Here is a 13905-nt window from a genome sequence, read left to right as displayed (position 1 = left end):
GGGGCACTATTCCAGGCCCGGCGCCCTGACCGAAACCCGGGCCTTGCGAAATCCCGCCGGGCTCCCCTCGCCGGGGACCTCATACGGGGCAACCCGGTCACGGCGGGGAACGGCCCTGGACACGGGGCGTGGCGATGCCCCGGTGGTCCGCGGGGCGGGCGTCCGGGACCCCCCGACGGGGCCGGCGGGATGGCGTCCGGAGGCGGGCGCGGAGGCTGTCCGGTGGGCGGACCTCGGCGGCGGCGGCGGGCCGGCGCCGGATACGGTGGGAACACCATGAGCGCTACGCAGACGCAGACCTCTGACGTTCCCACTCTTCTCGTCAAGATCTTCGGGAAGGACCGGCCCGGCATCACGGCGGGCCTCTTCGACACCCTCGCCGCCTACTCCCTCGACGTGGTCGACATCGAGCAGGTCGTGACCCGTGGCCGGATCGTGCTGTGCGCGCTGGTGACCGAGCCGCCGGGCGGCCGGGAGGGCGATCTGCGGGCGACCATACACAGCTGGGCCGAGTCGATGAAGCTGCAGGCGGAGATCATCTCCGGTATCGGCGACAACCGTCCGCGTGGTCTGGGCCGCTCCCTGGTCACGGTGCTCGGGCACCCCCTCACGGCGGAGGCCACCGCCGCCATAGCGGCCCGGATCACCGAGTCCGGCAGCAACATCGACCGTATCTTCCGGCTGGCCAAGTACCCGGTGACCGCCGTGGAGTTCGCCGTCTCCGGTGTGGCGACGGAACCGCTGCGCACCGCGCTGGCCACCGAGGCCGCGGCGCTCGGCGTGGACATCGCCGTGGTCTCGGCCGGGCTGCACCGGCGGGCGCAGCGCCTGGTCGTCATGGACGTGGACTCCACGCTGATCCAGGACGAGGTGATCGAGCTCTTCGCCGCGCACGCCGGCTGCGAGGACCGCGTCGCCGAGGTGACGGCCGCCGCGATGCGCGGTGAGCTGGACTTCGAGCAGTCCCTGCACGCGCGGGTGGAGCTGTTGAAGGGGCTGGACGTCTCGGTGGTGGACAAGGTCCGCAGCGAGGTGCGGCTGACGCCGGGCGCCCGGACCCTGATCCGCACCCTGAAGCGGCTCGGCTACCAGGTGGGGGTCGTCTCCGGCGGCTTCACCCAGGTCACCGACGACCTCAAGGAGCGGCTGGGGCTGGACTTCGCCCAGGCCAACACCCTGGAGGTCGTCGACGGGAAGCTCACCGGCCGGGTCACCGGCGAGATCGTGGACCGCGCGGGCAAGGCGCGGCTGCTGCGCCGCTTCGCGGCCGAGGCGGGGGTGCCGCTCTCCCAGACGGTGGCGATCGGCGACGGCGCCAACGACCTGGACATGCTGAACGCGGCCGGTCTCGGGGTCGCCTTCAACGCGAAGCCGGTGGTGCGCGAGGCGGCGCACACGGCGGTGAACGTGCCCTTCCTGGACACCGTGCTCTATCTGCTGGGCATCACCCGTGAAGAGGTCGAGGCGGCCGACACGCTGGACCAGCGCCCCGGCGACGACCTTCACTGACCCCCGCCGCGGCACCCCGCCCGGCGGCTCGCTGCTGCCCGCGGCACCGCCGCCGGTCCGGGCGGTCTCCTCGATCGCGACGGGTCCGGGCCTCCCCCCTGGGAGGCCCGGACCCGTCGCGTCGCGGTGCGGGTCAGTCGCTGGGCGCCCAGTAGTCGACGAGGGAGGCCACTCCGGGCTCCACGTCCTTCCAGGAACCGGTGAAGGAGAGCACGGCGAAGGCGGCCGTCGGGAAGCCCCGGCGGCTCATCCGGCCGCGCGCCTCCGCCTCGGCCTCGCCCGCGAGGATCTCGGCCAGACCCTCCATGCCCGGGTTGTGGCCGATCACCAGGACGTTGCGCAGGTCGTCCGGGGTCTCGTTGAGCACGGCGATCAGCTCGCCGGGCGACGCCTCGTAGACGCGCTCCTCGTAGACCGTCCTCGGCCGCTGCGGGAACTCCTGGACGGCGAGCTTCCAGGTCTCCCTGGTCCGCAGAGCGGTGGAGCAGAGTGCCTGGTCGAAGGGGATACCGGTGTCGGTCAGGCGGCGGCCGGCCTCGGCGGCGTCCGTACGGCCCCGGTCGGCGAGCGGCCGCTCGTGGTCGCTCACCTGGGGCCAGTCGGCTTTCGCGTGCCGGAAAAGGACGATCCTGCGGGGTTCTGCGAGGCTCATGACACCCAGCTTCGCATGAAACAGGCCATGGAGCGCAGGGAGTTGACAGGGCGGTGCGGGACGGCGGCGGGCCCCATCAGCGCGCGGACCACTCCTGGAGCCGCTGCACGAGGTGGGTGAGCGCGGGTTCGCCGGTGGCCGCTCCGGCGTCCGACGGGTCGAGTATCAGCAGGAACAGGGCGACGAAGGCGAGGGCGGGCAGGGCCACGGCCCACCAGGGCAGCCGGGAGTCGGCTCCGCCGGGGCTCGCCGCCGGGTGGGGCCTGGTGTGCGTAGGGGCCGACATGTGTGCCTCCGCTGGTCTTCGCGCGTCCCTGTCCGTGCCCCGCGATCCGCCTTCCGCGGGCACATCCCGACAGTACGGAAACCGGGGTGCCGGGCCCATCCGGGACTCCACCCACTCAACCCTGACCCTCACCCCCTAGGGGACGCGGGGGTTAACCCCACCAGGGGCCCGCCCGACGCGGGCGGTGGGCGGCGGAGCCGTGCGGGTGGCGGCCCGGGGCCGCCGTGAGTGGGGCGCCACCGTGCTCGGGGCGGGGGTCGTGCGCGGAGTGCCTGACCGGGCGCCGTGCCCCGGTGCCTGCGGGCCGTGCGGCGAACCCGACCTGCGGCGTGACCACCGGAACACCGTGCGCGCGTGCGGGCCGCGCCCCGGCGCCGTGTGCGGAAGACCCTGCCCCACGCCGTACGCGGAAGGCCCTGCCGTGGTGGCTGGAAAGGGTGGGCGCGTCCGGCGGCGGTTCCCGGGGTGCGCGGGGCACGGATCGGGAGTGCGGCGCGGGGCCCCGGGACGGGTTCCGTCCGGCGGCAGGGGGTGACGCGGATGACCTGCACGGAGGGCCCTGCCGGGGGCACGCGGAGCGCGCCGCGCCCGGAGCGCCGTCGCCGGGGGGCGGGAAGCGGGTGGGCACGGTGCCCGGATGCGCCGGGTGCCCGGGGCCGCCCAGGCGCCCGTCGTTCCGGCCCGGGGATCGCGTCAGGTCCGCGACCGGCTCCGTGCGGGGAACGGATCCGCCCCAGGGGACGGCTCCGCGCCGTGGCGCGGGCCACGGGAACCGGGGTCCGGGCCGGGACAGCGGGGCTGAACGCCACACGGGTGGACGCCCGGGACAGCAAGCCGCGGATTCAAGGGGCGGCGACCTCCAGAGGGCGCCGGGCCCAAGGAGACACTGGGCTCTCGGACCCCAGGCTCAGAGGCGGCCGGTTCCAGAGGGCGCCCGCTACAAGGCGACGCCGGGCTCAGGAGCGGGCGGGTTCCAGGGGAACGCCCGCCCGGGAGACGCCGGGCCCCGGGTCGCTCGGGTTCCGGGTCCGCCGGGTTCCAGGGGAACACCCGCCGGGGAGACGCCGGGTTCCGGTTCCCCCGGGTTCCGCGTCCGCCGGGGAGACGCCGGGTCCCGGGTCGCTCGGGTTCCGGGTCCGCCGGGTTCCGAGGGGCGACCGGTTGCAGCAGAGACCCGGCATCCGAAGGTGCCCCGGCTCCGGAGACGGCCGAGCGCCGTGAGCAACGGGCCGGGGGCAGGCCGAACCCGGAACGGCCGGACCCCGGCGGCGGGCCGGGCCGGGAACGGCCGGGTTCCGGGGCTGGCCGGGCCAGGAACGGCCGGGTTCCGGGGCTGGCCGGACCGGAGCGGGCCGGGCCTCTGGGGCGTTCCGGGCCTCTGGGGCGTTCCGGCTCGGGAGCCCCCGGCCCAGGGCCGCGCTCAGGGAGCGGCGATCGTTGCGATGATGCCGATGATCACGAAGATGGCGAGAAAGGAGCCGAAGACGATCAGCATCTTCTTCTGGCCGTGCTGCGGATTCGGGTCGAGGGGCATGGGGCCAAGTCTCGCACCCCCGCTTCCCGCCCCGGTCGGCGGCCCTCCGCCGGAGTCCGTCCCACAGGCCGCTCCGCCACCGGCTCGGGTTCCGGCTCCGCGACCGGCTTCTCTCCGGCCCCCCACCACCGGCCTCCGCACCGGCCGCTCCGCTCCCGCCCCGGGCGTCCCGGTCTCGCCCCGACCGCTCCGGTCCCGCACCGGCCGCACCCGCGACGGCGCCCCGCAGGACCCCGGACCACCCGGTGCGGCCGGATCCGCCGGACGCACGGACCACCGGACCGCCCGGCGAACGAACCGCCGGACGCGCCGGGCACCGGACTCTCCGGCGAACGAACCGCCGCTCGAACCGCCGCACCGCCCGCCCGACGGTCCCGTCAGCGGGCCGTCACCTCGTCCTCCACCGTGCGGTCGCGCCCGGCGAGGACGCCGACCACCATCTGCGGCACCATCAGCAGGCTCATCAGCAGGATCGGCAGCCCCCAGCCGCCGCTGTGCTGGTAGAGCAGGCCGACCAGGATCGGCCCGGGGATGGAGATCAGGTACCCGGTGCTCTGCGCGAAGGCGGAGAGCTGGGCGACCCCGCCGCTGGTCCGGGCCCGCATCCCCACCATGGTCAGGGCGAGCGGGAAGGCGCAGTTGGAGACGCCGAGCAGCAGGGCCCAGGCCCAGGCTCCGGTGACCGGGGCGAAGTAGAGACCGGCGTACCCGGCGAGCCCGCACAGGCCCAGGACGACGACCATCGGACCCTGGCGGGGCAGCCGCGTGGCCATCCGGGGGATGACGAAGGCCAGCGGCACGCCCATCATCATGATCACGGCGAGCAGCAGTCCGGCGGTGCCCGCGGAGACGCCCGCGTCCCGGAAGATCTGCGCCATCCACCCCATCGTGATGTAGGCGGCGGTGGCCTGGAGCCCGAAGAAGACGGCGAGCGCCCAGGCGGTGGGGCTGCGGGTGATGCGCAGCGCGGGGGCCTGCCCGGCGCCCTCCGGGCCCGCTTCGGCCCGGCCCTCCGGACCCGCCGCCCGGCCGGCCCGCGCCGTCCCGGCACCGGCGCTCCCGGCCCCGGCGTCCGCGGCACCCGCGCCCGGGCCAGCGCCCGCCAGGGAGGGGGCGCCCCCGGGACCGTCGCCCGCCCCGTTGGCGCCCCGCGCCCCGCGCTGCCGGACGAACGGCAGCCACGGCAGCACGGCCGCCGCCGCCAGCAGTCCCCAGACGGCGAGCCCCGGCTGCCAGCCGCCGCCCAGCGCCCTGGTCATCGGCACGGTCGCGGCGGCGGCGAGGGAGGTGCCGAGGGCGAGGGCCATGGAGTACAGGCCGGTCATGGTCCCGACCCGGTCGGGGAAGTAGCGCTTGACGATGACCGGCATCAGCACGTTGCTGACCGCGATGCCCATGAGCGCGAGGGAGCTGGCCGCCAGGAACCCGGCGGTGCCGCCCACGTAGGGCCGTATCAGCAGGCCGGCGGTGATGGCGGCCATGCCGACGCAGACCACGGCCCCGGGACCGTACCGGCGGGCCAGCCGGGGGGCGGTGACACCGAAGACGGCGAAGCAGAGGGACGGCACGGAGGTGAGCAGTCCGGCCACGCCGCCGCTCATGCCGAGCCCGTCGCGGACCTCCTCCATGAGCGCGCCGAGGCTGGTGATGGCGGGGCGGAGGTTGACGGCGGCCAGGACGATGCCGACCGGCAGCAGCCGGGCGGCCCACACCGTCCACGCACGCCCGGCGGGCGTCGCGGATCTCCCCGCGCCCCCGGGGTCCGGGGACGGGTGCGCGGTCGGGGCACCGCCTGTCGGGGAGTTCAGTGTCCGGGTCTCTTCACTGGCCATGAGGACCATCATAGAATCATGGGATGATTGGTTGTCCAATGAATCGGATGCCCAGCGCAGCGATGTCGGCCACATCACCGTCCCTCCCCTGAATCCCCCTGATCCCCCTCCATCGACCCCGTCCCGTCGACCCCGCCGCGCCCCGGCCGTAGGGCGTGCCGTCCGACGGGGCGGGTACCGCGTACGAAGGTGAGCCATGCCCCTGATCCATCCCCGTCGTGCGGCCCTGTCCGAGCAGGTCATCGCGACACTGCGGCAGCAGATCGCCTCGGGCGAGTGGCCGGTCGGCGCGCGCATCCCGACCGAGCCGGAGCTGGTCGAGCAGCTCGGGGTCGCCCGGAACACGGTCCGCGAGGCGGTGCGCGCCCTGGCCCACAACGGTCTGCTCGACATCCGCCAGGGGTCCGGCACCTATGTCGCGGCCACCAGTGAGCTGGCCGGGGTGATGCACCGCCGGTTCGCGGACGCCGACCCCCGGCACATCGCGGAGCTGCGCTCCACCCTGGAGTCGACCGCCGCCCGGCTGGCCGCCGAGCGGCGCACGGAGAAGGACCTCGGGCAGATCGAGGCCCTGCTGGCGCGCCGGGACGGGGCCTGGGAGTCGGGTGACACGGAGGCGTTCGTGGCGACGGACGCGACCTTCCACCTGGCCGTGGTGGCGGCCTCGCACAACGACGTGCTGACCGCGCTCTACGCGGATCTGGGCGAGGTGATGCGCGAGTGGCTGCGCGGCGACCTGGGCCCCGAGCTGACGCCGGAGACGCACATGGACCACGCCCGGCTGGTCGCCGCGATCCGCGCCGGGGACGCGGAGACGGCGGGGGCGGAGGCGGCGGGCTACCCGTTCCAGTGCCGTCCGGGGCGGCTCAGCCCGTCCGCCCGTGGCTGACCCAGGCGTGGTGGACCTCGTGCCAGCAGCGGCCGGTCAGCCGGACGTGCCCGGCCGGTCCGGCCTCCACCGGGACGCCGTCGGCGTCCGGGTCCCACCAGCGCAGGCACTCGACGTGCAGGGCGAGCAGGTCGGGCTCCGGGTAGGGGTTGCGGCAGTCGGCCGTCACCTCGGAGCCGTCGGTCCGGACCCGGCAGGAGGCGCCGAACGGCTCGGGCGCCACCGCCGCGCGCGGCCGGGAGGCGGCCCCGTGCGGCGGGAGGAGCACGCACAGGAGGGTCAGGAGGACGACGGGGGCCGCCGGGGCGGAACGGCGGGAAGGACGCACAAGGGGGACCTCCTCGGCCGTGCGGGGGTGCTGGGGAGGGCGGCGCGGCTCGCGGACTCGGGCGGCCGCGCCCGTGCTTCAGCCTGCGGCCCGCACGGCCGCCCCGCCCGGCCGGATGAGCCGAACGGGTGAGCCGCGCGGGACACCCCGCCGGGCACGCGGGACACCCCGCCGGGCGCGTGGGGCGCCCCTCCCGGGTTCCGGCCCCCAGCGGGTTCCGCCCCGGGGCGCGCCGAGGGCCCGCCTCCCCCGGGGGAAGCGGGCCCGGAACGCCGGGCGCGGCGCCCGGCCGGGGTTCACGCGCCGATGGCGTGCAGTCCCCCGTCGACGTGGACGATCTCGCCCGTGGTCTTCGGGAACCAGTCGCTCAGCAGCGCGACGACACCGCGGCCGGCCGGTTCGGGGTCGTTCAGGTCCCACGCCAGCGGGGAGCGGTTGTCCCACACCTTGGCCAGCTCGGAGAAGCCCGGGATGGACTTGGCGGCCATGGAGCCGAGCGGACCGGCGGAGATCAGGTTGCAGCGGATGTTCTGCTTGCCCAGATCACGGGCGAGGTAGCGGCTGGTGGCCTCCAGGGCGGCCTTGGCCGGGCCCATCCAGTCGTACTGCGGCCAGGCGTACTGGGCGTCGAAGGTGAGGCCGACGACCGAGCCGCCGTCCCGCATCAGCGGCAGGCAGGCCGTGGTCAGCGACTTCAGCGAGAACGCCGAGACGTGCATGGCCGTGGCGACCGACTCGAACGGCGTGTTCAGGAAGTTGCCGCCGAGCGCGTCCTGCGGCGCGAAGCCGATGGAGTGCACGACGCCGTCGAGGCCGCCCAGCTCCCCGCCGACGATGTCGGCCAGCCGCCCGAGGTGCTCGTCGTTGGTGACGTCCAGCTCGATGACCTTGGTGGGCGCGGGCAGCTTCTTCGCGATGCGCTCGGTCAGCGTGGGCCGCGGGAAGGCGGTGAGGATGATCTCCGCGCCCTGTTCCTGGGCCAGCCGGGCCGTGTGGAAGGCGATGGAGGACTCGGTCAGCACCCCGGTGATCAGGATGCGCTTGCCTTCGAGGATTCCGCTCATGGTGATCAGTGACCCATTCCCAGTCCGCCGTCAACGGGAATGACGGCTCCAGTGATGTACGAGGCGTCGTCGGAGGCGAGGAAGCGCACCGCGGCGGCGACCTCGTCCGGCTGCGCGTACCGCCCGAGCGGCACCTGCGAGACGATGCCCGCCCGCTGTTCGTCGGTGAGCACCTTGGTCATGTCGGTGTCGACGAAGCCGGGCGCGACGACGTTGAAGGTGATGTTGCGCGATCCCAGCTCACGGGCGAGGGAGCGGGCGAAGCCGACCAGACCGGCCTTGGAGGCGGCGTAGTTGGCCTGTCCCGCGTTGCCCAGCAGCCCGACGACCGAGGAGACGAGGACGACACGGCCCTTCTTGGCGCGGAGCATGCCGCGGTTGGCGCGCTTGACGACGCGGAAGGCGCCGGTGAGGTTGGTGTCGACGACCGAGGTGAAGTCCTCCTCGGTCATGCGCATCAGGAGCTGGTCGCGGGTGATGCCGGCGTTGGCGACCAGGACCTCGACGGGACCGTGCTTCTCCTCGATCTCCTTGTAGGCCTGTTCCACCTGCTCGCTGTCGGTGATGTCGCACCTGACGGCGAGGAAGCCCTCGGGCGGCTCGCCCGAGCGGTACGTGATCGCGACCTTGTCGCCGGCGTCGGCGAATGCGCGGGCGATGGCGAGGCCGATGCCCCGGTTGCCTCCAGTGACGAGAACCGAGCGGCTCAACGGATCACCCTTTCGATAGCGTGTGGTACTCCGCCCGAACACCGGTTGACCGGCGGCGATTGGCAGGCGGCTTCCCCGGAAACCTATCGGTCCCGGCCCGCGCCCGGGGAATCGGGCGCCGACAGTGGCTCGCGGAACACGCTGTCGGGTCCCTACAGAAACGCGGCCCCGGGTACGCGGGCGCCTCCGCCGACGCGGTCAACCCCGTGGCCACACGGGCGCGGACGCGACATGATGCGGTCCGGCCGGTCCTCACCGCACCGGAGGCCGCCGCGCCGGGCGGTGCCCGGCGGGCCGCGCGCACCACGGCGCGGTGACCGACGGTCCCCGAACCCGACGGCTCCACCCGTCCGACGGCTCCGCGTCCGGCCGACCCCGCACGCGGCGGCCCCGCGCACCCACCGCTCCGTACCCGGCAGCCCCGGAACCCGCCGGCCCCGTACCCGACAGCCCCCGTACCCGACCGGTCACGTCGACAGAAAGAGACGCTGGTGCCCCACCCCATCGACGAAGCCTTCACGGCACTGCCCCTGCGCCATCTCGCCGACGCCGCGCTCGCCCGGGCGCGGGCGCTCGGGGCCGAGCACGCCGACTTCCGCCTGGAGCGGGTGCGCAGCGCCTCCTGGCGGCTGCGGGACGCCCGGCCCGCCGGTTCCTCGGACACCACCGACCTGGGCTACGCGGTGCGCGTGGTGCACGGCGGGGCCTGGGGCTTCGCCTCGGGCGTGGACCTCACCCCGGACGCCGCCGCCCGGGTGGCCTCGCAGGCGGTGGCGATGGCCCGGCTGTCGGCCGGGGTGATCCGGGCCGCCGGATCCCGGGAGCGGGTGGAACTGGCCGACGAGCCGGTGCACGCCGACCGGACGTGGGTCTCGTCCTACGCGACCGACCCGTTCGCCGTGCCCGACGCGGAGAAGTCGGCGCTGCTGGCCGACTGGAGCGCGCGGCTGCTGGCGGCCGACGGGGTCGACCACGTGGACGCCTCCCTGATGGCCGTGCACGAGAACAAGTTCTACGCCGACACCGCCGGGACCTCGACCACGCAGCAGCGGGTGCGGGTGCACCCGGCGCTGACCGCGGTGTCGGTGGACGGCTCCAGCGGCGAGTTCGACTCCATGCGGACCCTGGCGCCGCCGGCCGGGCGGGGCTGGGAGTACCTGACCGGCACCGGCTGGGACTGGGACGCGGAGCTGGCCGGGATGCCGGAGCTGCTGGCGGAGAAGATGCGCGCGCCGAGCGTCGAACCGGGCCCGTACGACCTGGTGGTGGACCCGTCGAACCTGTGGCTGACCATCCACGAGTCCGTCGGCCACGCCACCGAGCTGGACCGCGCCCTCGGCTACGAGGCCGCCTACGCGGGCACGTCCTTCGCCACCTTCGACCGGCTGGGCACCCTGCGGTACGGCTCGGAGCTGATGAACGTCACCGGCGACCGGACCGCCGAGCACGGGCTCGCGACCGTCGGGTACGACGACGAGGGCGTCGCGGCGCAGTCCTGGGACCTGGTGCGGGACGGCACCCTGGTCGGCTACCAGACGGACCGGCGGATCGCCCGGCTCACCGGGCTGGGGCGGTCCAACGGGTGCGCCTACGCCGACTCCCCCGCCCATGTGCCGGTGCAGCGGATGGCGAACGTGTCGCTGCGGCCCGATCCGGGCGGGCTGTCGACGGAGGACCTGATCGGCGGCGTGGACCGGGGGATCTACGTGGTCGGGGACCGCTCGTGGTCCATCGACATGCAGCGCTACAACTTCCAGTTCACCGGCCAGCGGTTCTTCCGGATCGAGAACGGGCGGCTGGCCGGCCAGCTGCGCGACGTGGCCTACCAGGCGACGACCACGGACTTCTGGGGTTCCATGGCGGCCGTCGGGGGCCCGCGCACCTATGTCCTGGGCGGCGCCTTCAACTGCGGCAAGGCCCAGCCCGGACAGGTCGCGGCCGTTTCCCACGGCTGCCCTTCGGCGCTCTTCCGGGGCGTCGGCGTCCTGAACACCGCGCGGGAGGCGGGACGATGAGCGCGCGCCACTCGACCGGACGGGTGCCCGGCGGCCGCCGCCGCCCGCAGCAGCACAGTCCCCACACCACGCAGGAGGCGGGCCGATGAGCAGGCGGACGTCCAGGGCCGGCGCGGCCGACGCGCCGTACGAGACCGTCGAGCGGGCGCTGGAGCTGTCCCGGGCGGACGGCTGTGTCGTGATCGCGGAGGAGCGCTCCGACGTCAATCTGCGCTGGGCGGGGAACACCCTGACCACCAACGGGGTCGCCCGGGGCCGCGGGCTGACGGTCGTCGCGACCGTCGGCGGCCGGGAGGGCACCGCGTCCGGGGTGGTGTCGCGGTCGGCGGTGACCCGGGACGAGCTGGAGCCGCTGGTGCGGGCCGCCGAGGCCGCCGCGCGGGACGCCGGTCCGGCCGAGGACGCGCGGCCGCTGGTCGCGGACGTGCCGGTGTCGCCCGGTTTCACGGAGCCGCCCGCCGAGACCTCCCCGGCGGTGTTCGACCGCTTCGCGCCCGCCCTCGGGGAGGCGTTCGCCCGTGCCCGGGCGGGCGGCCGGGAGCTGTACGGCTTCGCCCACCACGAGCTGACCTCGACGTACCTGGGCACGTCGACCGGGCTGCGGCTGCGGCACGACCAGCCGACCGGGACGCTGGAGCTGAACGCCAAGTCACCGGACCGCGCCCGCTCGGCCTGGGCGGGGCGCTCCACCCGGGACTTCACCGACGTGGACCCGTTGGCGCTCGACGCCGAGCTGGCCGTTCGGCTGGGCTGGGCCGCGCGGCGGGTGGAACTGCCGGCGGGCCGGTACGAGACGCTGCTGCCGCCGACGGCCGTGGCGGACCTGCTGATCTACCAGTCCTGGTCGGCCTCGGCCCGGGACGCGGCGGAGGGCCGCACGGTCTTCTCCCGGCCGGGCGGCGGCACCCGCCTGGGCGAGCGCCTGGCCGGGCTGCCGCTGACCCTGCGCAGCGATCCTGAGGAACCGGGGCTGGAGTGCGCGCCCTTCGTGGTGGCGCACTCCTCCGGCGGTGACGAGTCGGTGTTCGACAACGGGCTGCCGGTGACGGCGACGGACTGGATCGCCGGGGGCGAGCTGAACCGGCTGACCACCACCCGGCACAGCGCGGGGCTGACCGGGCTGCCGGTGGCCCCGGCCGCCGGGAACCTGATCCTGGACGGCGGCGGCGACCGCTCGACGGCCGAGATGGTGGCCGCCACGGAGCGGGGGCTGCTGCTGACCTGCCTCTGGTACATCCGCGAGGTGGACCCGGCGACCCTGCTGCTGACGGGGCTGACCCGGGACGGGGTGTACCTGGTCGAGAACGGCGAGGTGACCGGCGAGGTGAACAACTTCCGGTTCAACGAGTCCCCGGTGGACGTGCTGGGCCGGGCCACCGAGGCGGGACGCACCGAGCGGACGCTGCCCCGGGAGTGGGGCGACTGGTTCACCCGGGCGGCGATGCCCGCGCTGCGGGTCCCGGAATTCAACATGAGCTCCGTCAGCCAGGGCGTATAACCTCGTAGGCGGTCCGGCGGGCCGGTCGCGCGGGTGTCCGCGCCGCTCCGGTCGCCGGGCGCCGCCGGGGCGATCCCCCGGGGCCGCCCCGGACACCGCCGGACCGCCGCCCCGGGCAGCGGTGTCCAGGGGGCGGCCGGAGCCATCGAACCGAAGACCACCGAGGAGACAAGAGAACCGTGACGGACATCGTCGACGAGCTGAAGTGGCGCGGGCTGTTCGCCCAGTCCACCGACGAGGACGCCCTGCGCAAGGCGCTCGCGGACGGTCCGGTCACCTTCTATTGCGGCTTCGACCCGACCGCGCCGTCGCTGCACGTGGGGCATCTGGTGCAGGTGCTCACGGTGCGCCGGCTCCAGCGGGCCGGTCACCGGCCGCTGGCGCTGGTCGGCGGGGCCACCGGGCAGATCGGCGACCCGCGGCCGACGGCGGAGCGCACCCTGAACCCGCCGGAGACGGTGGCGGGCTGGGTGGACCGGCTGCGCGGCCAGATCGAGCCGTTCCTGTCCTTCGAGGGCGAGAACGCGGCCGTGATGGTCAACAACCTGGACTGGACGGCGGGGCTGTCCGCGATCGAGTTCCTGCGGGACATCGGCAAGCACTTCCGCGTCAACAAGATGCTGACCAAGGACTCGGTCGCCCGGCGGCTGGAGTCCTCCGAGGGCATCAGCTACACGGAGTTCAGCTACCAGCTCCTCCAGGCGATGGACTTCCTCCAGCTCTACCGCCGCTACGGCTGCACCCTCCAGCAGGGCGGCAGCGACCAGTGGGGCAACCTCACCGCGGGTCTGGACCTGCTGCACCGGCTGGAGCCGGCGGCCACCGTCCACGCCTACGCGACGCCGCTGATGACGAAGGCGGACGGCACCAAGTTCGGCAAGACCGAGGGCGGTGCCGTCTGGCTCGACCCGGAGATGACGACGCCGTACGCCTTCTACCAGTTCTGGCTGAACGTGGACGACCGGGACATCTCGGGCTACTCGCGGATCCTGTCCTTCCGCCCGCGCGCCGAGCTGGAGGAGCTGGAGGAGCAGACGGCCGAGCGCCCGCAGGCCCGCGCGGCGCAGCGCGCGCTGGCCGAGGAGCTGACCACACTGGTGCACGGCGCGGACCAGACGGCCGCGGTGATCGCCGCCTCCCGGGCGCTGTTCGGGCAGGGCGATCTCGCGGAACTGGACGAGAGGACGCTGGCGGCGGCGCTCTCCGAGCTGCCGCACATCCGGGTCGCCGAGCCGGGCCCGGTCGTCGACCTGTTCAGCGAGGTCGGGCTGGTCGCCAGCAAGTCCGCCGCGCGCCGCACGGTCAAGGAGGGCGGCGCCTACGTGAACAACGCCAAGGTCACCGCCGAGGACGCCGTCCCCGCCGCCGGGGACCTGCTGCACGGCCGCTGGCTGGTGCTGCGGCGCGGCAAGAGGAACCTGGCCGCGGTGGAGGTCACGGGCGGCTGAGCGTCCGGACCGCACGACGCCGTCCGGGCCGCACGGCGGACCGCGGGCGGCGGACCGCGGGCGGCGGACCGCGGGTCCCGCGCACGGCGACGGGGGCGGCCGGGGAGCACCGGAGGGTGCCTCCCCGGCCGCCCCCGTCG

Annotated in this window: 12 protein-coding genes; 5 read left to right on the top strand and 7 right to left on the bottom strand. The window is 74.9% G+C overall.

Annotated features, from left to right (window positions below; translation table 11 throughout):
* The first annotated feature begins 276 nt into the window (after window positions 1-276).
* Window positions 277-1509 carry a phosphoserine phosphatase SerB gene (serB, locus tag GTY84_RS07780; RefSeq protein ID WP_161225360.1) on the top strand — a complete coding sequence of 411 codons (1233 nt, stop codon included), beginning with the start codon at window positions 277-279 and terminating at the stop codon, window positions 1507-1509.
* A 133-nt stretch (window positions 1510-1642) separates the two neighbouring features.
* Here serB and GTY84_RS07775 read toward each other — a convergent pair whose 3' ends face one another.
* From GTY84_RS07775 to GTY84_RS07765, 4 genes are all read right to left on the bottom strand, one after another.
* Window positions 1643-2161: a histidine phosphatase family protein gene (locus GTY84_RS07775; protein ID WP_161225359.1), complete on the bottom strand. Its 519-nt coding sequence runs from the start codon at window positions 2159-2161 to the stop codon at window positions 1643-1645.
* A 76-nt stretch (window positions 2162-2237) separates the two neighbouring features.
* Window positions 2238-2447 (bottom strand): hypothetical protein, encoded by a 210-nt coding sequence (locus GTY84_RS07770; protein ID WP_161225358.1) that lies wholly within the window; start codon window positions 2445-2447, stop codon window positions 2238-2240.
* A gap of 1420 nt (window positions 2448-3867) precedes the next feature.
* Window positions 3868-3981, bottom strand: a complete 114-nt coding sequence (locus GTY84_RS34520; protein ID WP_265291665.1) for an SGM_5486 family transporter-associated protein — start codon at window positions 3979-3981, stop codon at window positions 3868-3870.
* Window positions 3982-4358: 377 nt separating this feature from the next.
* A complete protein-coding gene (locus tag GTY84_RS07765) occupies window positions 4359-5813 on the bottom strand; it encodes a CynX/NimT family MFS transporter (RefSeq protein WP_237532094.1) in 1455 nt (484 codons plus the stop codon).
* A 196-nt stretch (window positions 5814-6009) separates the two neighbouring features.
* Here GTY84_RS07765 and GTY84_RS07760 point away from each other — a divergent pair, with 196 nt between their 5' ends.
* Complete coding sequence (locus GTY84_RS07760) at window positions 6010-6702, top strand: FadR/GntR family transcriptional regulator (RefSeq protein ID WP_161225357.1); 693 nt, start codon at window positions 6010-6012, stop codon at window positions 6700-6702.
* On the opposite strand, the gene GTY84_RS07755 is transcribed toward GTY84_RS07760, so the two are convergent.
* The 3 genes from GTY84_RS07755 to fabG all read right to left on the bottom strand — a co-directional run bounded on the left by GTY84_RS07755 (window position 6680) and on the right by fabG (window position 8804).
* Window positions 6680-6970: a hypothetical protein gene (locus GTY84_RS07755; RefSeq protein ID WP_345943359.1), complete on the bottom strand. Its 291-nt coding sequence runs from the start codon at window positions 6968-6970 to the stop codon at window positions 6680-6682. The two genes, GTY84_RS07760 and GTY84_RS07755, sit on opposite strands and share 23 nt — an antisense overlap.
* Window positions 6971-7326: 356 nt before the next feature.
* A complete protein-coding gene (gene fabI / locus GTY84_RS07750) occupies window positions 7327-8094 on the bottom strand; it encodes an enoyl-ACP reductase FabI (protein WP_161225355.1) in 768 nt (255 codons plus the stop codon).
* 5 nt (window positions 8095-8099) lie between these two features.
* A complete protein-coding gene (gene fabG, locus GTY84_RS07745) occupies window positions 8100-8804 on the bottom strand; it encodes a 3-oxoacyl-[acyl-carrier-protein] reductase (protein WP_161225354.1) in 705 nt (234 codons plus the stop codon).
* Between the two features lie 491 nt (window positions 8805-9295).
* Between fabG and GTY84_RS07740 the strand changes: the two genes are divergently transcribed.
* From GTY84_RS07740 to tyrS, 3 genes are all read left to right on the top strand, one after another.
* The gene (locus GTY84_RS07740) at window positions 9296-10819 is read left to right on the top strand and encodes a TldD/PmbA family protein (RefSeq protein WP_161225353.1); all 1524 of its coding nucleotides are present in this window, start codon (window positions 9296-9298) and stop codon (window positions 10817-10819) included.
* A gap of 85 nt (window positions 10820-10904) precedes the next feature.
* Complete coding sequence (locus tag GTY84_RS07735) at window positions 10905-12317, top strand: metallopeptidase TldD-related protein (RefSeq protein ID WP_161225352.1); 1413 nt, start codon at window positions 10905-10907, stop codon at window positions 12315-12317.
* A gap of 179 nt (window positions 12318-12496) precedes the next feature.
* A complete protein-coding gene (gene tyrS, locus GTY84_RS07730; RefSeq protein WP_161225351.1) occupies window positions 12497-13765 on the top strand; it encodes a tyrosine--tRNA ligase in 1269 nt (422 codons plus the stop codon).
* The last annotated feature ends 140 nt before the right edge of the window (window positions 13766-13905 follow it).

Origin of the sequence: Streptomyces sp. SID8352 (assembly GCF_009862265.1) — a bacterium.
Taxonomy (GTDB): Bacteria; Actinomycetota; Actinomycetes; order Streptomycetales; family Streptomycetaceae; genus Streptomyces.
Note: the sequence above shows the minus strand (reverse complement) of the source record. Positions and strands in the feature narration are given on the sequence as shown.

Coding starts and splice junctions, on each gene's coding strand:
- serB (WP_161225360.1), top strand. CDS start 277: ATGAGCGCTACGCAGACGCAGACCTCTGACGTTCCCACTCTTCTCGTC.
- GTY84_RS07775 (WP_161225359.1), bottom strand. CDS start 2,161: ATGAGCCTCGCAGAACCCCGCAGGATCGTCCTTTTCCGGCACGCGAAA.
- GTY84_RS07770 (WP_161225358.1), bottom strand. CDS start 2,447: ATGTCGGCCCCTACGCACACCAGGCCCCACCCGGCGGCGAGCCCCGGC.
- GTY84_RS34520 (WP_265291665.1), bottom strand. CDS start 3,981: ATGCCCCTCGACCCGAATCCGCAGCACGGCCAGAAGAAGATGCTGATC.
- GTY84_RS07765 (WP_237532094.1), bottom strand. CDS start 5,813: ATGGCCAGTGAAGAGACCCGGACACTGAACTCCCCGACAGGCGGTGCC.
- GTY84_RS07760 (WP_161225357.1), top strand. CDS start 6,010: ATGCCCCTGATCCATCCCCGTCGTGCGGCCCTGTCCGAGCAGGTCATC.
- fabI (WP_161225355.1), bottom strand. CDS start 8,094: ATGAGCGGAATCCTCGAAGGCAAGCGCATCCTGATCACCGGGGTGCTG.
- GTY84_RS07735 (WP_161225352.1), top strand. CDS start 10,905: ATGAGCAGGCGGACGTCCAGGGCCGGCGCGGCCGACGCGCCGTACGAG.